The sequence below is a fragment of the Polaribacter glomeratus genome, assembly GCF_002954665.1.
GTDB lineage: Bacteria > Bacteroidota > Bacteroidia > Flavobacteriales > Flavobacteriaceae > Polaribacter > Polaribacter glomeratus.
Genome location: NZ_MSCM01000001.1, coordinates 1,425,143 through 1,443,382, shown reverse-complemented (window position 1 = coordinate 1,443,382; position 18,240 = coordinate 1,425,143). Strand labels below are relative to the sequence as shown.

Below are 18,240 nucleotides of genomic sequence, written 5' to 3'. Positions count from 1 at the left end.
GTTTTAATTATAAAAATAAAATGGGAACCTTTTCATAATTAGAAGTTGTAAAGCTAAGTTACACAAGTAATTTTTATTTTCAATTTTTAACGTAAAAAAAAATCAGCCTTTAGAATTTTCTAAAGGCTGATTTTTTTAATATAAAAAAAGTAAATTACTTTTTGTTTTCAATCCATAATCTAGCATTCACAAACGCTTCTAACCAAGGCGAAACTTCATCTTTTCTTCCTTTTGGATAATTTGCCCAATTCCATTGAAAAGTAGAACGCTCAATATGTGGCATCGTAACTAAATGTCTTCCTCTTTTATCACATAGCATTGCGGTGTTAAAATCAGAACCATTTGGGTTATTAGGATAGCCTTCATACCCGTATTTTGCAACGATATGGTAATTTTCTTCAACTTCTGGTAAGTTGAATTTACCTTCTCCGTGAGAAATCCATACTCCTAATTCCGTTCCGGCCAAAGAAGCCAACATTACAGAATTGTTTTCTTGAATTTTTACAGAGGTAAAAGAACTTTCGTGTTTATGAGAGTCGTTATGAACTAATTTTCCGTGTACTTTATGCTCCGGATTTATCAAATCTAATTCCATCCATAATTGTGCACCATTACAAATTCCAACAGACAAGGTGTCTTCTCTTTTAAAGAAATTTTTTAATGCTTTTTTAGCTTTTGCATTGTATAAAAATGCGCCAGCCCAACCTTTTGCAGAACCTAATACATCAGAATTTGAAAAACCACCAACTGCACCAATAAATTGGATATCTTCCAATGTTTCACGACCAGAAATTAAATCGGTCATGTGTACATCTTTTACATCAAAACCAGCTAAATACATAGCATTTGCCATTTCACGTTCTGAGTTAGAACCTTTTTCACGGATAATGGCAGCTTTTGGTCTCTTTCCGTCATTTCGAGGCGATTTAGCCGAAGCAATCTCTTCATTTACAGGAAGTTTACCCGTAAAATTGGCTGGGAATTTATACGTTAACGGCTGCTTTTTATAATTGTCAAATCGGTTTTGTGCCAAACCATTTGCAGTTTGTTTTTGATCTAGTAAGAAAGAAGTTTTATACCAAACATCTCTCATTTTAGCAACATCAAAAGAGAAAGTTTCTTCGTTATTCTTGATGTTTACTTTTCCTGAGGTATTAGCAGAGCCAATATTAAAAAAGGCAATTTTATTTTCTGATAAAATACTTTCTACAGCTGCATCCGCTTGAAAAACAATTCCTGAATTTTCTGCAAATAATACTTTAATAGCATCTTCTTCATTTAAAGCAGAAATATTAAAATCTGCACCTAAATTCATATCAGCAAAACAAAGTTCTAGTAAAGTAGTAATCAATCCACCAGAAGCAACATCGTGCCCAGCAACAATTTTATCCGCTTTAATTAAATCCTGAATCGTGTTAAATGTATCTTTTACAAAAGCACTATTTTTAACATCAGGCGCTTCATTTCCAATCGCATTTAAAACTTGATGAAAAGAACTTCCGCCTAACTTAAACTCATCCTGAGAAATATTAATATAGTAGATATTTCCACCATCAACTTGTAAAACAGGTTCAACCACTTTACTTATTTCAGTACAATTTCCGGCTGCAGAAATTATCACAGTTCCCGGAGAAATTACTTCATCATCCGCATATTTTTGCTTCATTGATAAAGAATCTTTTCCAGTAGGAACGTTAATTCCTAAATCAATTGCAAATTCAGAAACCGCTTTTACAGCTTTGTACAAACGTGCATCTTCACCTTCATTTTTACAAGGCCACATCCAATTTGCAGAGAGCGACACGCTCTTTAAGTTTTCTTTTAATGGTGCCCAAATAAGGTTTGTAAGAGATTCTGTAATTGCATTCCTACTTCCGGCTGCAGGATCAATTAAACCAGCAATAGGAGCATGGCCAATAGAAGTTGCAACGCCTTCTCTTCCGTTATAATCTAGTGCCATCACACCCACATTATTTAACGGAATTTGCAAAGAACCCACACATTGTTGTTTGGCAACTTTACCACCAACACAACGGTCTACTTTATTCGTTAACCAATCTTTACAAGCCACAGCTTCTAACTGTAAAACTTGTTCTAAATAGATGTGTAAATTCTTTGTTTTATAACGCGGATTTTTATAATTTCTGATAACAGTTTTGTCAGTCATAACCGTTTTTGGCGAGGATCCAAACATGTCTTCTAAAGCTAAATCCATAGGTTTTTCTCCAGTAGATTTAGACTCAAAAGTAAAACGGTCATTTCCTGTAACTTCACCAACCGTATACATTGGTGAGCGTTCACGATCTGCAATTCTTTGTAAAGTATCTATATGTTTTTCAGCAATTACTAATCCCATTCTTTCTTGAGATTCGTTACCAATAATTTCTTTTGCTGATAAAGTTGGGTCACCAATTGGCAATGAATCTAAATTGATTTTACCACCTGTATCTTCAACCAATTCTGATAAACAATTTAAATGTCCGCCGGCTCCGTGATCGTGAATAGAAACAATAAAGTTTTCTTCGCTTTCTACCATTCCACGAACTGCATTTGCAGCACGTTTTTGCATTTCTGGATTCGAACGTTGCACCGCGTTTAATTCAATCCCGGATGCAAATTCTCCAGTATCCGAAGATGAAACAGCAGCGCCACCCATTCCTATTCTGTAGTTCTCACCACCCAAAATCACAATTTTATCACCTTCTTTTGGTGTGTCTTTTAACGCTTGATCTGCTTTTCCGTATCCAATTCCGCCAGCTTGCATAATCACTTTGTCATACCCAAGTTTTCTGGCTTTAGCAGTACTTACAGCCGAATTTTCTTCGTGTTCAAAAGTTAATACAGAACCAGTAATTAAAGGTTGTCCAAATTTGTTTCCAAAATCAGATGCGCCATTTGATGCTTTAATCAAAATATCCATCGGTGTTTGATACAACCAATCTCTTGCTTCAAATTTATTTTCCCAATACCTTGTGTTTTTAACTGAATCTATAGAAGCTTCTAAACGAGAATATGAAGTCATATAAACCGCTGTTCCTGCTAAAGGTAAAGAACCTTTTCCGCCTGCAAGTCTATCTCTAATTTCTCCTCCAGAACCTGTTGCTGCTCCGTTAAAAGGCTCAACAGTTGTAGGAAAATTATGTGTTTCTGCTTTTAAAGAAATCACAGATTCAAAATCTGATGTTTGATAAAAGTCTGGTTTGTCTGCCGTTTTTGGTGCAAACTGCTCCACTTTTGGTCCTTTTACAAAAGCAACATTGTCTTTATATGCGGATACGATATCATTTGGGAATTGCTTCGCCGTTTCTTTTATCAACTTAAATAAGGAAGTTGGCATTTCTTCCTCATCAATCACAAAAGTTCCGTTAAATATTTTATGTCTACAGTGTTCTGAGTTTACTTGGCTAAATCCAAAAACTTCTGAATCTGTTAATTTTCTTCCAATTTTAGTAGCAACACTTTCTAAATACGCAACTTCTTCATCACTTAAAGACAAACCTTCTTGTGTATTATACGCAGCAATGTCTTCAATATTTAAAATAGCTTCTGGCTTAATTTCAATTGTAAAGCTATCTTGATGTAAACCCTTAAACTTCTCAGAAATCATTGGATCAAAATCAGAAAAATCTTCTGTAACAGCTGTAAACTCTTCAATTCTGATGATGTCTTTGATGCCCATATTCTGAGTGATTTCAACTGCATTTGTGCTCCAAGGCGTAATCATCGCTGCTCTTGGGCCAACAAAAAAAGTATCTAATGATGCTTCTTCTATTTTTGGTTGATTGGCAAAAAGCCAAGTCAATTTAGATATGGTTGTGACAGTTAATTTTTTTGTGGTTTGAACAGCGTATACTTTACTGTCTATATTTCCAAAGAAATGAATCATTATAGTGTTTATTTGGGTATTGATTTAAAAATGCAAATTTACTTTTTTCATCTTAATTCTGATGAATTATTTTTATAGAAATAAAGCTATTCTTCCAGGTATTCTGAATCATAAAAAAGACTGCCTTTGAGAGACAGTCTTTAATATAATTATTTATAAATATGCTTAGTTTCTTAGTAGTTTTTTAGAAATATAAGATTTATCAATATTCATTTTTATAATAAAAACTCCTTTTGATAAATCAGAGATGTCAATACTGTTCTTACTTTCGGTAATTTTTGCTGATTTCACCAATTGACCTAGCACATTGTATATTGTTACAGTAGTGTTTTCATTCGTTTTAAAGTAAATAATATTTCCATTTGTTGGATTTGGATAAAATGTAATCGTATCCATTAAATAAGCGGAAACACTTGCTGTGTTTCTATGAAAACCAATACCATCAAATGTGTTTTGGGAAAATTCATCCCATTCACTAGCTGTATAGGTCGTATTAGGTTTTGTAATGCTATTTTTTCTTCTTAACGTAACATTTTCAGCAAATGTTGTTGTTCCATTTAAATCACCAATAATATCGATTAAAACATCATTTTTAAACAAGCCAATTCTGTCATCACCATTAAAAGTCATCGGAGTTGAATTAGCAATTTGTAAATCTGCTTCTGCAAGTAATGTTGGTTCTATTGCATCTCCTACACCGCTGTTTATGATTACATAAACATCACCAGCAGCAATTATACCACTTAAAACTAGTGGAGTTTCCCAGTTACCTCTAGATTGTCTTTGAATAGAATATGCAGATAAGTCAATAGCATTTTCTGTAATATTTGCAATTTCTAAAGCTTTATTATAGCTACTACCTTCAACGTATTCAGAGAAAAATAATTCAATAATATTATTACTACCATCTGTTGTAGTTGCAGTAACTGCTGTAGATTGTGATGAAGTATTATTTACTTTATCTTTTGCTGAAACTCGAATACTATAAGATGTAGAAGCCGTTAAACCAGTAACACTGTACGTTGTATTTGCGGATGATCCATTAAGAGAACCATCAATAAAAACGTCATAAGCAGTTACGCCTGTATTATCTGAAGAGGCTGTCCAAGTTACTTTAAAGCTTGTTCCTGTTATGCTAGAAACTGTAACATCCGTAGGAACCGATGGAGCGCTATTATCTGCTAAAGTTGTTCCGTTTGCGGCTGCAGATTGTGCAGATTTGTTGTTTGCAATATCTTTTGCTAAAACTGTTATAGCATAAGCTGCATTTGAGTTTAAGCCAGTTATTGTGTAATTTGTGTTTTCAGTTTCTCCGTTTAAAGCTCCATTTGCATATACTTCATATTTTGTAACTGCAATATTATCTGTGGAAACATTCCAAGAAACGCTCATAGTAGAAGTTGTAATATTACTAACTGTAACATTTGTTGGCACAGTTGGCGCTTCATTGTCATTAGAAGTATAAATTCCCCAAGAATCTGCCGCAGGATTTCCACCCCAAATTCTTGTTGCTAAATAAGCATTATCAATAAATGGATTTCTATTACCTTGTGAAGAACTTTGATTTGATTCGTGATACGTATTTCTTTGTCTTTCAAAATCTGAAACAGGATCTTCTACATTCCATTCTAGAAATAAATCAATCATATCATCAGGAGTAGAAGCGGTGCTTCCTAAACCAACACCATTTGGTTTACATTGGTCGCCATAACGTATATACATATACATCATCATTCTTGCAACATCACCTTTCCATTCATCACCAGGATACCATCCGCCAGAAACGCTACCAGAATTTCCAGAACCATTCGCAAATTTTAAATTTCCTCTTTGACTGTTATAGCTTACATCCGAAGGTCTTAAATGATGTGCATCTGCTCCAGGACCTGTATCTCCTAAATTAGGGCTTCCTAGAGATCTTGCGTAGGTATGTTCTCTATTCCAATCTCCTTGACCACCACCATTTAGGTCCTTGTTTCTTGATCTAGCAGTTGCGCCAGACGCAGCATAACCATATACCAATAAAACCTCAGAACTATTTTCTGGGTTTAAATCTGTTACTTTTAAAGCGTCCCAAACACCAGGTGTATAACTAAGAAAATTAGTGTGCGCACTGATTGTTTTTGCTGATAAATTATTTTTTAATTCTAAACCTTCCGCAGTTAAGTCTACACCATTGTAGTAGGATTCTTGAGCTGAAACTACAAATGTTAAAAATAAAGATAATAAGAGTAATTTTTTTTTCATTTTTTTAGGATTAAAGAAACGATTCAAAATTTTGAATCGTTTCTTGTTAAAGTATAATTTTAGTATTAATTTTTAATTAATTTTTTGGTAATAAATTGCTTACCAGAGTTTATTTTTAAAAGATACATACCAGTTGCGAATTTTGAAATATCAACACTGTTCTTACTTTTTGTAACCTTAGATGTTTGTACTAATTTTCCTAATACCGTGTAGATTTGAATAGTAGCATCTTCTGTAACACTAAAATAAATTTGATCTCCATTTGTAGGATTCGGAAACATTTTAAAAGCTTCAAAAGCATTATTTTTTGTACTTAAAGTGGATGTATGGCTACCAATGCCATCAAAAGTGTTTTCAGAAAAAGAAGTCCATTCACCTTGTTTATCAAAAGTAGTATTTGGGCTACTAATATTTCCGTTTCGTCTTAATGTTACGTTTGCAGCAAAAACTGCTCCGTTACCAAAAACACCAATAATATCAATTAATACGTCGTCTTTAAACAAACCAACGGCATCGTCTCCATTAAAATTTACAGGTTGACCATAACTAGTGGCCTCAATATTAGGTTGAACTAAATCTACCTGCCCAACCGTATTATTATTTGAATAAGGTTGTAATATAGGATCTGAATTATCTCCATTACCAATTACAAATACATCACCAGGTACAATGTTTTTAACAGTTCCGCTGTTTAATGCTAGTGGTGTAGTCCAAACTCCTGCACCATTCCTTTCTAATTTTACCACGTAACCAACAAGACTTACTGTAGCGCCTGTTAAATTATAAATTTCTAATGCTTTATTTGTACCGCCATTACCTTCAACATATTCAGAGAAAAATAATTCTGAAGCAGCTCCAGCTGTCGAACCATTGGTTGTAACGCTTACATTGCTGCTTTTTGCAGATTTGTTATCATCTTTATCTTTTGCTAAAACAGCCGCAGTAAAAGTTGTAGATGAAGTTAGACCTATTACCGTATAAGAAGTTGATGTAGTAGAAGCTACTAAAAGGCCATCAACAAAAACATCGTAACCTGCAACTTCGTTATTGTCTGAAGAAGCAGACCAATTTATGTTAAACGAACTATCTGTAATAGTCGATATAGTTACATTTAACGGTACCGATGGTGGCGTAGTATCCTGTAACGTTTTTGCATTTACAGCAGTACTTGCAGCAGAAAAATTGTTTATAAGATCTTTAGCGATTACAGTAAACCTGTAGGTTGTGTTTGTATTAAGATTAGAAATTGTTGTATTTGTATTCGAAGTTTGTGCTGTTAAAACATCATTAACATAAACGTTATAGCCAGTTACACCAAAATTATCGCTAGAAGTATCCCAAGAAACATCCATTGAAGTTAAACCTATGTTAGTTAATGTTACGTTAGTTGGACTCGTAGGAGCTTCAGTATCGCTAGTTGTGTAAATTCCCCATCTATCTTCTGCAGAGGTTCCTCCCCAAATTCTCGTTGCTAAATATGGATTGTCTATAAACGGATTTCTATTTCCTTGGGCATAGGTGTTAGAGGTGTTTTCATGGTAGGTATTTCTCGCTATTTCAATAGCTGAAACTGGGTCTTCTGCATTCCATTGTAAAAATAAATCAATCATCTCATCAGATGTAAATTCACTGCTACCAACACCAACATTGTTAGGTGTACATTGTGTTTTACTAACGGAAGTTCCATCTCCATTATAGTGTAAATACATATACATTATAATCCTTGCTACATCTCCTTTCCATTCATCTCCAGGATACCAACCTCTTGTATTTGGACCATCTGGACCATTATAGGTAACGGAAGAACGACCGGAATTACCAGTGCCAGGCGCGAATTTAAAATTATTTCTTTCAGAGTTTCTACTTCTATCAGCAGGTCTTAAATTATGAGCATCAGTTCCAGACCCTGGGTCATTCGTTTCTAAACTAGGTATAGCTAAAGATTTAGAAAAAACATGTTCTCTATTCCATCTAAAAGATTCACCATTTCCACTATCTTGTAAAGTGTTATTTCTAGTTCTGTCGTTTGTAATGTCTTGATCAGTACCATCTTCCCAACCATAAATTAAAACAACTTCTGACGTATTTGATACGTTAGCATCCGTTATTTTAGATGCTTCCCAAACGCCAGGAGTATACGTTAACAACTTTGTATGTGTTGTAATAATTTTAGTAGCTAAAGCGTTTTTTAAATCTGCACCTGTTAAGTTCAGGTTTACATCACTATAATAAGATTCTGCTTGTGAAAAAGTAAATGTGCAAGTAGTTATTGCAATTAAAAATAGTAGTTTTTTTATCATGTTTTTTATTTAAAATGAAACAAAATTTTACTTTCTTTTTCTGCAATTATTACACTATATCAGCAATAAATATAGGGTTTTATTTTCTTTCTAAAAGCGCCATGTAAAATCCGTCGAAACCAGAAATATGCGCTAACACTTTTTTATCGGATACAAATGTAAAATCTTTTCCTGATTCTGATGTTAAGAAAGTCTTAACTTGTTCTTGATTTTCTGATGGTAAAATAGAACACGTTGCATATACCATTTTTCCGCCTGGTTTAACCATTTTAGAATATTGTTGTAAAACTTCTTGTTGTACTTTTTTAATATTTTCTATAAACTCAGGCTGTAGTTTCCATTTAGAATCTGGGTTTCTTCGGATAACACCTAAACCAGAACAAGGAGCGTCAATTAAAACTCTGTCGGCTTTTTCATGTAATTTTTTAATCACTTTTGTAGAATCAATTACACGCATGTCTATGTTATGTGCACCATTTCTGCGAGCTCTAACTTTTAGTTTTCTAAGTTTACTTTCGTAAATATCCATGGCAATTATTTGCCCTTTATTTTCCATTAAAGCAGATAAATGCAATGTTTTTCCTCCTGCACCAGCACAAGTATCAATCACTTTCATTCCTGGTTTTACGTCTAAATATGCTGCAACTAATTGCGATGAAGCATCTTGAACTTCAAAAAAACCTTTATGAAAAGCTTCACTTTTAAATACATTTGCTCTTTCTGGCAATAGCAATGCATCTGGATGATTTGGAACAAATTCAGTAATAATATCTTCTGCCTTTAATTTCTTTTGAAGAATTTCTTTAGAAATGTTTAAGGTATTTGTTCTTAAAATTACTTTTGCTTGCTCGTTTAAAGCCGCAATTTCTTTGGTCCAAACTTCTTCTCCCAATTCAGAAACACAAAGCTCATCCATCCAATCAGGAATAGATTCTCTATATTTTCTTGTTCTTGATAATTCTGCAAAACGACCTTTAATTCTTCGTTCTGGCACATCACCAACTTGGTTCCAATCTGGTAAAGCGATTCCTCTTAAAATACACCAAACAGAAAATAATCTCCAAATATTATCTCTGTCATATGGTACTTTTACTTCTGCAATTTCTGCATATAGTCGGTTCCAGCGAACAATATCATAAATCGTTTCAGCAACAAATTTACGGTCTCTTGCGCCCCAACGTTTATCTCTCTTTAAGGCTTTTTCTACCGCTTTATCTGCGTAAACACCTTCATTAAATATATCTCGAATGCTGTCTATAACGGCAAAAGTTAAGTTTCTGTGTAATCTCATTTTTTCATTATAATAGTGTGCAAAGGTACGTTAAATAAAAGGTATTTTGTATTTTCGTTTTTTATATCTTTTTAAATTGAATTTAAGTTATCCTATAACATATATAAACGGAATTAGTGTACAAAGAGCAACGCTTTTGTACACAGAATTGGGCATTAAATCTTGTAATGATTTGCTCAATTTTTTCCCTTTTCGATATATTGATAAAACCGCTTTTTACGCCATAAAAGAGTTACAGCCAAACACATCCGAAGTACAAATTGTTGGTAAAATAACGAGTATTAAATCTGTTGCACAAAAAAGAGGCAGTAGGTTAGTGGCAACTTTTCAAGATGCTACAGGAACCATGGAATTGGTCTGGTTTAAAGGCCATAAATGGATTAAAGAATCCTTGAAGCCAAATGAATCGTATGTAGTTTATGGAAAACTGAATCATTATAATGGTAGCTTTAGCATTCCGCATCCAGAAATAGAATTGGTTACAGAATATAAACAAAAGCTGCAATCTAAGATGCAACCTGTATATCCATCCACAGAAAAATTAACGAATTCTGGCGTTTCTAATAAATTGATGCGAACGTACATTCAGAATTTACTAAAACAGTTTTTCGACGGAATTCAAGAAAGTTTATCACAAGAAATTATTGATGATTTTAAGTTGATGCATAAAAGAGATGCTTTTTTAAATGTGCACTTTCCTAAAAGTCAAGAAAATTTAGCCAAAGCAGAATACCGTTTAAAGTTTGAAGAATTATTTTTTATTCAGTTGCAATTATTGCGTAAAAAACTCATCAACAAAACCAAAATAAAAGGATTTATCTTTGAAAATGTAAGCGATAATTTTAATGATTTTTATAACAATCATTTGCCTTTCGATTTAACAAATGCTCAAAAAAGAGTACTTAAAGAAATAAGAAAAGATGTAGGTTCTGGTGCGCATATGAACCGCCTTTTGCAAGGTGATGTTGGCTCAGGAAAAACAATTGTGGCCTTATTAACCATGCTTTTAGCAATTGATAATGGCTTTCAAGCCACCATAATGGCGCCTACAGAAATCTTAGCATCACAACATTATAAAGCAATTTCTGAATATTTAAAAAACACGAAGCTAAAAGTAGATGTATTAACAGGTTCTGTAAAAATAAAAAAACGAAGAGAAATTCATAAAAATTTAGAAAACGGAACGTTACATATTTTAATTGGCACACACGCTTTGCTAGAAGATAAAGTACAATTCCAAAATTTAGGTGTTGCAATTATTGATGAGCAACATCGCTTTGGAGTTGCACAAAGATCTAAATTATGGTCTAAAGGTGGAGGATCCGTTTTAACCATTGCCAAAGGAACGGGAATTGAAGTACGCAATCGTTACGAAACTGCGCATCCATCAGTATATAAGTTGATGAAAGAATTGCAAAAAGAAAGAAAAAAACAATCCGCAGAAGCAGAAAAAAATCTTTGGGAGCAATTAAAAACAAATAAATTAGAATTTAAATTTAGACGACAGCATATTATTGACGAATTTACGGTTGATTTTGCTTGTATTTCAAAACCGTTACTAGTTGAAATTGATGTAGAATATGACAGTACCGCAGAACAGCAAGAAGCAGACGCGATAAGAATTAAAATTCTTGAAGAATTTGGGTATAAAGTTATCAGATTTACAAGCGAAGAAGTTCTCGAAAATATAGACAATGTAATCGAAAAACTTGCGCAAGAATTAAAAAATATTCCCTTTAAAAAAGCTGAAGTTACGTCTCCGCCACATATTTTAGTAATGACGGCAACGCCAATTCCTAGAACGTTGGCAATGTCTGTGTATGGCGATTTAGATATTTCTGTTATTGATGAATTGCCTCCTGGAAGAAAAGAAGTAAAAACGGTGCATCGATTTGATAGCAATCGATTGTCGGTTTTTAAATTTATGAAGGATGAAATAGCAAAAGGTAGACAAGTATATATTGTGTATCCATTGATTCAGGAATCTGAAACGATGGATTATAAAGATTTAATGGATGGTTATGAAAGTGTTTCGCGCGAATTTCCAAACCCAAAATATCAAATAAGTATTGTTCATGGACAAATGAAACCTGCGGATAAAGAATTTGAAATGCAGCGTTTTGTAAAAGGCGAAACTCAAATTATGGTAGCAACAACGGTTATTGAAGTTGGTGTAAATGTGCCAAATGCGAGTGTTATGATTATTGAAAGTTCAGAACGATTTGGTTTAAGTCAATTACATCAATTAAGAGGTAGAGTTGGTAGAGGTGCAGATCAAAGTTATTGTATTTTATTGTCGAGTTATAAATTATCCGAAGAAGGTAAAACACGTTTAAAAACCATGGTTGAAACTTCCGACGGATTTAAAATTGCTGAGGTTGATTTAAAATTACGTGGACCAGGAAACTTAATGGGAACGCAACAAAGTGGTGTCTTAAATCTTAAAATTGCTGATATTGTAAAGGATACTAAAATTTTAGTGAATGCCAGAAATACGGCAATTTCAGTATTACAAGAGGATTCTAATTTATCAAAACCAGAAAATGCAAATATTAGAAAAACCTATTTAGAAGTGTCTAAAACTTCTAAGATTTGGTCTAATATTAGTTGATATTTTAACCAAACAAAATGAGTTAAAAAACAAAACACTTGCATTTTAAAATGCAAGTGTTTTGAGAACAATAATCTAAAAGGATTATTTAATAAAATGTTGTTTTAATCCCAACCACCACCTAAAGCCTGGTATAATTTTACGTTCGCTAATAGTTGATTTCTTTTTGTTTCTATGATTTCAATTTTAGAATCTAAAGCCTCTCTTTGGGTTAGTAGAACTTCTGTATATTCTGCTCTCGCTGATTTAAAAAGCTGAATAGAAAGACCAATAGATTCTGTAAGCGCTTCAACTTGCCCTTCTTTTAATCGGTAGCTTTCTTTAAGGTTTTGTGCATTAGAAAGCTGATTTTGCACTTCAATATACGCGTTTAAAATCGTTTTCTCATATTCAAAAATTGCAGCTAACTGTCTATTATTTGCAGTGCTATATTCAGCTTTAATAGCATTTCTGTTAATTAAAGGAGCAACTACATCTCCAATTAAATTATAAGTTAAAGATTCTGGCGTGTTTATTAAAAATTTTGGTTTAAAAGCTTCTAAACCAAGACCAGCTCGAACTCCAATTGATGGATAAAAATTAGCTTTGGCAACACTTACATTTAATTTAGCCGCTGCTAATTCAAGTTCCGCTTTTTTAATATCTGTTCTGTTTGCTAGTAAATCCGAAGGAATTCCGGATTTTATTACATCCATAGATTTGCTAATAAAAGTGTCTGAACTTCTGATTATTTGTTGCGGATATCTACCTACTAAAAAATTTAATAAATTTTCGGTTTCAACGATCTGCTGCGAAACGATAAATTTATTACTTTGATTTTTAAGTAGTTCTGCTTCAAATCTTCTAACGGCTAATTGCGTAACTCTAGCAGCTTCTTTTTGAAGCTTCACCATTCTTAATGCGTTTGTTTGAAGTTCTAAATTCTGCTCAATAATTAACAATTGATTATCCAAAGCCATCAACTCATAATATGTGCTCGCAATTTCAGAAACTAACTGCGTAACCATAAAATTCTTACCTTCTACGGAAGCTAAATATTCTAACACAGCTATTTTTTTTCCGTTTCTTAGTTTTTTCCAAATATCTAACTCCCAAGAAGCAGAAAGACCTGCAGAAAAGTTTGATAATGGTTCTGGGAATTTTTCATCTTCACGAATACTAAGGTTTTTTTCTACAGCACCATTGCGTGTAAATTCGCCTACTTTTTCAATTTCAGCACCTGCATTAATACTTACAAAAGGTAAATATTCTCCTGTTCTTGCTTTAATTTCATTTTTAGACATTTCTACCCTTTGCAACATAATTTTTAATTCTTGATTGTTAGCAATGGCAATATCAATTAGTGTAACTAAATTAGTGTCAGAAAAAAAGTCTTTCCATTTTACGTTTGCAGAATTAATACTGTCTTCTACTTGATTTTTATACGCATCAGGTAGCGTTTTATCAGCTTCTCTTATTGCTGTTTTTGTTGGCACACAAGAGAAAAGAATAAGCGTTGTTAAAAAAACGATAAGTGTACGTTTTACTATTTTTATATTATTCATTTTTATCGCTTTTACTAAGTTTTTTTAATAGTCTTTTTAGTTTGCTAATTTTATCAGCATTTACTTTTGCTTGACTTTCTGATTCACTATTTCTAATAACTTCTTCCGAAAGAGGTTCGTGCGTTTCATCTTTAATAAGACTTCTTCCTTCTTCTAGCTTCGCAAAAATGTAGAATAATCCGGGAATAATTATAACTCCGAATAGTGTACCTATCAACATTCCTCCTAAAGAAGAACCACCAATAGTTCTGTTACCAATTGCACCGGCACCTGTTGCCATCACTAACGGAATTAAACCAGCTATAAAAGCAAACGAAGTCATTAAAATTGGTCTAAATCTTGCTCTTGCTCCTTCAATTGCTGCTTCTAAAATTGTAGCGCCTTTGTTTTGTTTTTGAACTGCAAATTCTACGATTAACACCGCATTTTTACCCAGTAACCCAACAAGCATTATAATGCCGATTTGTGCATACACATCGTTTGCTAATCCCATCGCCTTTAAGAGGATGAAAGATCCGAAGACACCAACAGGTAACGATAAAATTACCACAAACGGTAATAAAAAGCTCTCGTATTGTGCGGCAAGAACGAAGTAAACGAAGATTAATACAATAATAAAAACGTAAATGGATTCATTTCCTCTACTAGCTTCATCATAAGACAAACCTTCCCAAGCGATATCGTAACCTCTTGGTAATTCTTTAGCAGCTACTTCTTTAATAGCATTAATTGCTTCACCACTCGTAAAACCTGAACCTGGTAAACCTCTTATGGATGCCGAATTGTAAAGGTTATATCGTGTAATTTCATTAGGACCCAATTTTTTTTCAACAGACATAAATGCCGAATATGGTACCATTTCTCCTGATTCATTTTTAACGAAAAGTTTCTCAAGATCTGATGGCAATCTTCGATATTCTGGAGCTGCTTGTGTATACACTTTAAAGAATCTACCAAAACGAATAAACCCTTGTTCATAAGTACTACCAATTAAAATATTTAAATTTTCCATGGCTTTACCAATTGTCACACCTTTTTGCATGGCAATTTTATTGTTGATTTTTAACTCATATTGAGGATAATTTGCCGAAAAGAAGGTAAATAAACCTGTAAGTTCTTTACGTTTTGACATCGCCTCCATAAAATTATTATTAATTTTTTCAAATTCATGATAATCCGTTGAGTTTGTTTTATCTAATAAACGCAATGCAAATCCTCCAGAAGAACCAAAACCAGGAACAGCAGGTGGTTCAAAATATTCAATAATAGCACCAAGGTTTTTTGTTTTTTCTTCTAACTCTTCCATTATTTCATGAACAGAATGTTCTCTTTCTGACCATGTTTTTAGGTTGATTAAACACGTACCCGCATTAGATCCTCGACCTTCTGTCATAATTTCGTAACCCGCTAAAGAAGAAACAGATTCTACACCTGCTGTTTTTTCACAAATTTCTTGAAGTTTTTTAGCAACATCATTTGTGCGCTCTAAAGTAGCACCAGGTGGAGTTTGAATAATAGCGTAAATCATTCCTTGGTCTTCGTTTGGAATAAAACCAGCTGGTAACACTTTATTTGTAAAGTAAATTCCCGCACAGAATGCTATCAATATTCCGAATGTTACAATACGTCTCGCTACAATTTTATTTAAGATTGCTACATACGTTCCTGTTAATCTCTCAAAACCTTTATTAAACCAATTGATAAATTTATCTACTGTTGATTTTTTAATTTTTCCGTGATTATTTTTAAGCAACATTGCACATAATACAGGTGTTAACGTTAAAGCTACAATTGCAGAAATAACTATTGCACCCGCCATTGTAATCGAAAACTGACGGTAGAAAACCCCAATAGGACCAGTCATAAACGAAATAGGAATAAACACCGAAACCATAACTAATGTAATTGCTATAATTGCGCCTCCAATTTCGCCTAATACTTCTGTTGAAGCTTTATAAGGCGATAAATTTTGTTCTTCCATTTTAACATGGACGGCCTCTACAACAACAATTGCATTATCTACCACAATACCAATAGCAAGTACCAAAGCAAAAAGGGTAATTAAGTTGATGGATAAACCGAATAACTGCATTACAAAAAAGGCACCTATTAAGGAAACAGGAACCGCAATAATCGGAATTAAAGTAGAACGCCAATCTCCTAAAAATAAGAATACTACAATCGCAACCAGAATAAATGCATCTCTAAGTGTGTGTAATACTTGCTCAATAGAAGCATCTAAAAAGTTAGAAACATCATAACTTATTTGAAAATCTACATTTGGAGGTAAATCAACTTCTAGTTCTTTTAATTTTTCTTTTACAGCTTTTATTACATCGCTACCATTACTTCCAAAAGTTTGTTTTAGTACAATAGAAGCAGAAGGTTTACCATCTAAATTAGAGTAAATATCATAAAACTCACTTCCTAATTGTACATCAGCAATATCAGATAACTTAATAATTTCGCCTTCTTTATTAGCACGAATAATTATCTCTTTGTATTGTTCTGGCTCATTATAGCGATCTTGATACGTTAATACATATTCTAAAGATTGCGATTTTATACCCGAGCTACTGCCTAAACGTCCTGGTCTTGCCAAAACACTTTGGTCTAACATGGATTCTAAAACTTCTTCTGCAGAAATGTTATAAGCACGCATACGGTCTGGTTTTAACCAAACTCTCATTGCGTATTTTCTACTTCCTAATATTTGAGCATTTGCAATTCCGTTAATACGCTGAATTTCTGGAATAACTTTCGTGTAAGCGTAATTGTACAAAAACTTTTCGTCGTTGTTTTTATCAGAACTAGAAAGGTTTACATACATTAACATACTTGGTTGAACCGGCGTAATAATAACACCTTCACGCTGCACCAATTCTGGTAATAAAGGCATTACTTGGTCTACACGCGTTTTAACCCGAACTACCGCTTGATCTGGATCTGTGCCAGGTTCAAAAATAATTCGAATCGTAGCTTCACCAGCACTTGTAGCATCCGAAGCGATGTAACGCATTCCTTGTACACCATTAATAGCCGTTTCTATAGGGATTAAAGTAGAATTTACTAAAACTTCTGCACTAGAACCTGGATACGCAATAAATATGTTTACTGTGGTTGGTGCTATTTCAGGAAACTGTGAAATAGGCAATTGTTTGATAGCAAGTGTACCAATAAAAATGATGATGACCGATATGACGATTGCCAATACGGGTCTTTTTATAAATTTTTTAAACATGTCTTTTTAGATTATTTATGAAAATTATTCAGCATATAAGTCTAATGAAGACATCACTTTGTTGGCATCCAAAAACTTGGTATTTATTTTTTGATTGTTTTTTACCATTCGAATACCTTCTAATAAAATGGTTTCTTTTTCATTCAATCCTTTAGATACCACAAACAAGTTTGGCAATTCTGCGCCAATCTTTATTTCTCTTTGTTTTACAATATTATCTTTGGTAATTACAAACACATAGGTTTTATCTAAGATTTCGAAAGTTGCTTTTTGAGGAATTATAACTACATTTTTAAAAGGAACTGTCATTAAGATACTTCCGGTTTCTCCATGTCTTAAAATAGCATCAGGGTTTTGAAAAGTTGCTCTAAAAGCAATATTCCCTGTTTCGCTATTGAACTCTCCTTCAATGGTTTCAACAATTCCTTTTTGGTTAAAAACTTTGTTGTTCGCCATTAAAAGCGCTACTTCTTTTTTAGAGTTTTTGTCTGAACTCATAATGTAATCAAGATATTCTGCCTCTGGAACATTAAAGTACACCCACATTTTACTATTGTCGGATAGTTTGGTTAGTAACTCACCTTCTTCTAAAAAACTACCTTCTCTAGCCTCAAGATGATCCATAATACCATCAAAAGGAGCTTTAATTTTTGTAAAACTTAAATGAGTTTCTGCAAGCATAACTTCTGCATTTGCTTTGTCTAATTTCGCTTTTGCTAATGCTAGTTCATTTGGCGAAACCACATTTCCATCAGCTAAAAGTTTTGTGTTTTTTAGTTCTATGGATGCAGCATTTGCCTCAGCTTTTGCTTTTTGTAATTCAGCTTGATAAATATTTGGCATAATTTGGAACATCGCTTGTCCCATTTTAACATGCTGACCTTCATCAACAGATATCTGTTTTAAATATCCTTTTTCTAAAGCTCTGATTTCTATATGTCTAAAAGAATGAATTTGACTCACATAATCTTTTGTAATAGCAGTGTCTTTTTTTATTGGATTTGTAACAAGAAAAGCTGGTAGCTCTTTTGTTTCTTCTTTTTTAGTTTGACAACTTGTGTAAAATAATACCACAAGCGCACCAATTAAAATTTTCTTCATGGAAATGTTATTCTTAAAT

The 18,240-nt window shown here is 33.3% G+C and carries 8 protein-coding genes; 1 reads left to right on the top strand and 7 read right to left on the bottom strand.

The genetic code is table 11. The features are described 5' to 3' along the window. Positions 1–154: 154 nt before the first annotated feature. The 4 genes from purL to BTO16_RS06135 all read right to left on the bottom strand — a co-directional run bounded on the left by purL (position 155) and on the right by BTO16_RS06135 (position 9,724). A complete protein-coding gene (gene purL / locus BTO16_RS06150; RefSeq protein WP_105020748.1) occupies positions 155–3,886 on the bottom strand; it encodes a phosphoribosylformylglycinamidine synthase in 3,732 nt (1,243 codons plus the stop codon). Positions 3,887–4,051: 165 nt separating this feature from the next. After that, on the bottom strand, positions 4,052–6,133 hold the full coding sequence (locus BTO16_RS06145; protein WP_105020747.1) for an endonuclease: 2,082 nt from the start codon (positions 6,131–6,133) through the stop codon (positions 4,052–4,054). A gap of 65 nt (positions 6,134–6,198) precedes the next feature. After that, the gene (locus BTO16_RS06140; protein WP_105020746.1) at positions 6,199–8,433 is read right to left on the bottom strand and encodes an endonuclease; all 2,235 of its coding nucleotides are present in this window, start codon (positions 8,431–8,433) and stop codon (positions 6,199–6,201) included. A gap of 79 nt (positions 8,434–8,512) precedes the next feature. Then, on the bottom strand, positions 8,513–9,724 hold the full coding sequence (locus BTO16_RS06135) for an RsmB/NOP family class I SAM-dependent RNA methyltransferase (protein WP_105020745.1): 1,212 nt from the start codon (positions 9,722–9,724) through the stop codon (positions 8,513–8,515). A 76-nt stretch (positions 9,725–9,800) separates the two neighbouring features. Between BTO16_RS06135 and BTO16_RS06130 the strand changes: the two genes are divergently transcribed. Further along, positions 9,801–12,335 carry a DUF559 domain-containing protein gene (locus BTO16_RS06130; RefSeq protein WP_105020744.1) on the top strand — a complete coding sequence of 845 codons (2,535 nt, stop codon included), beginning with the start codon at positions 9,801–9,803 and terminating at the stop codon, positions 12,333–12,335. Between the two features lie 104 nt (positions 12,336–12,439). On the opposite strand, the gene BTO16_RS06125 is transcribed toward BTO16_RS06130, so the two are convergent. The 3 genes from BTO16_RS06125 to BTO16_RS06115 are packed head-to-tail and all read right to left on the bottom strand — an operon-like array spanning position 12,440 to position 18,221. Next, complete coding sequence (locus tag BTO16_RS06125) at positions 12,440–13,879, bottom strand: TolC family protein (RefSeq protein ID WP_105020743.1); 1,440 nt, start codon at positions 13,877–13,879, stop codon at positions 12,440–12,442. Beyond that, complete coding sequence (locus BTO16_RS06120; protein WP_105020742.1) at positions 13,872–17,120, bottom strand: efflux RND transporter permease subunit; 3,249 nt, start codon at positions 17,118–17,120, stop codon at positions 13,872–13,874. The genes BTO16_RS06125 and BTO16_RS06120 overlap by 8 nt, the downstream gene beginning before the upstream one ends. A 24-nt stretch (positions 17,121–17,144) precedes the next feature. Then, positions 17,145–18,221, bottom strand: coding sequence for an efflux RND transporter periplasmic adaptor subunit (locus tag BTO16_RS06115; RefSeq protein WP_105020741.1), 1,077 nt, complete (start codon positions 18,219–18,221; stop codon positions 17,145–17,147). Positions 18,222–18,240 lie beyond the last annotated feature (19 nt).

Coding starts and splice junctions, on each gene's coding strand:
- purL (WP_105020748.1), bottom strand. CDS start 3,886: ATGATTCATTTCTTTGGAAATATAGACAGTAAAGTATACGCTGTTCAA.
- BTO16_RS06145 (WP_105020747.1), bottom strand. CDS start 6,133: ATGAAAAAAAAATTACTCTTATTATCTTTATTTTTAACATTTGTAGTT.
- BTO16_RS06140 (WP_105020746.1), bottom strand. CDS start 8,433: ATGATAAAAAAACTACTATTTTTAATTGCAATAACTACTTGCACATTT.
- BTO16_RS06135 (WP_105020745.1), bottom strand. CDS start 9,724: ATGAGATTACACAGAAACTTAACTTTTGCCGTTATAGACAGCATTCGA.
- BTO16_RS06125 (WP_105020743.1), bottom strand. CDS start 13,879: ATGAATAATATAAAAATAGTAAAACGTACACTTATCGTTTTTTTAACA.
- BTO16_RS06120 (WP_105020742.1), bottom strand. CDS start 17,120: ATGTTTAAAAAATTTATAAAAAGACCCGTATTGGCAATCGTCATATCG.
- BTO16_RS06115 (WP_105020741.1), bottom strand. CDS start 18,221: ATGAAGAAAATTTTAATTGGTGCGCTTGTGGTATTATTTTACACAAGT.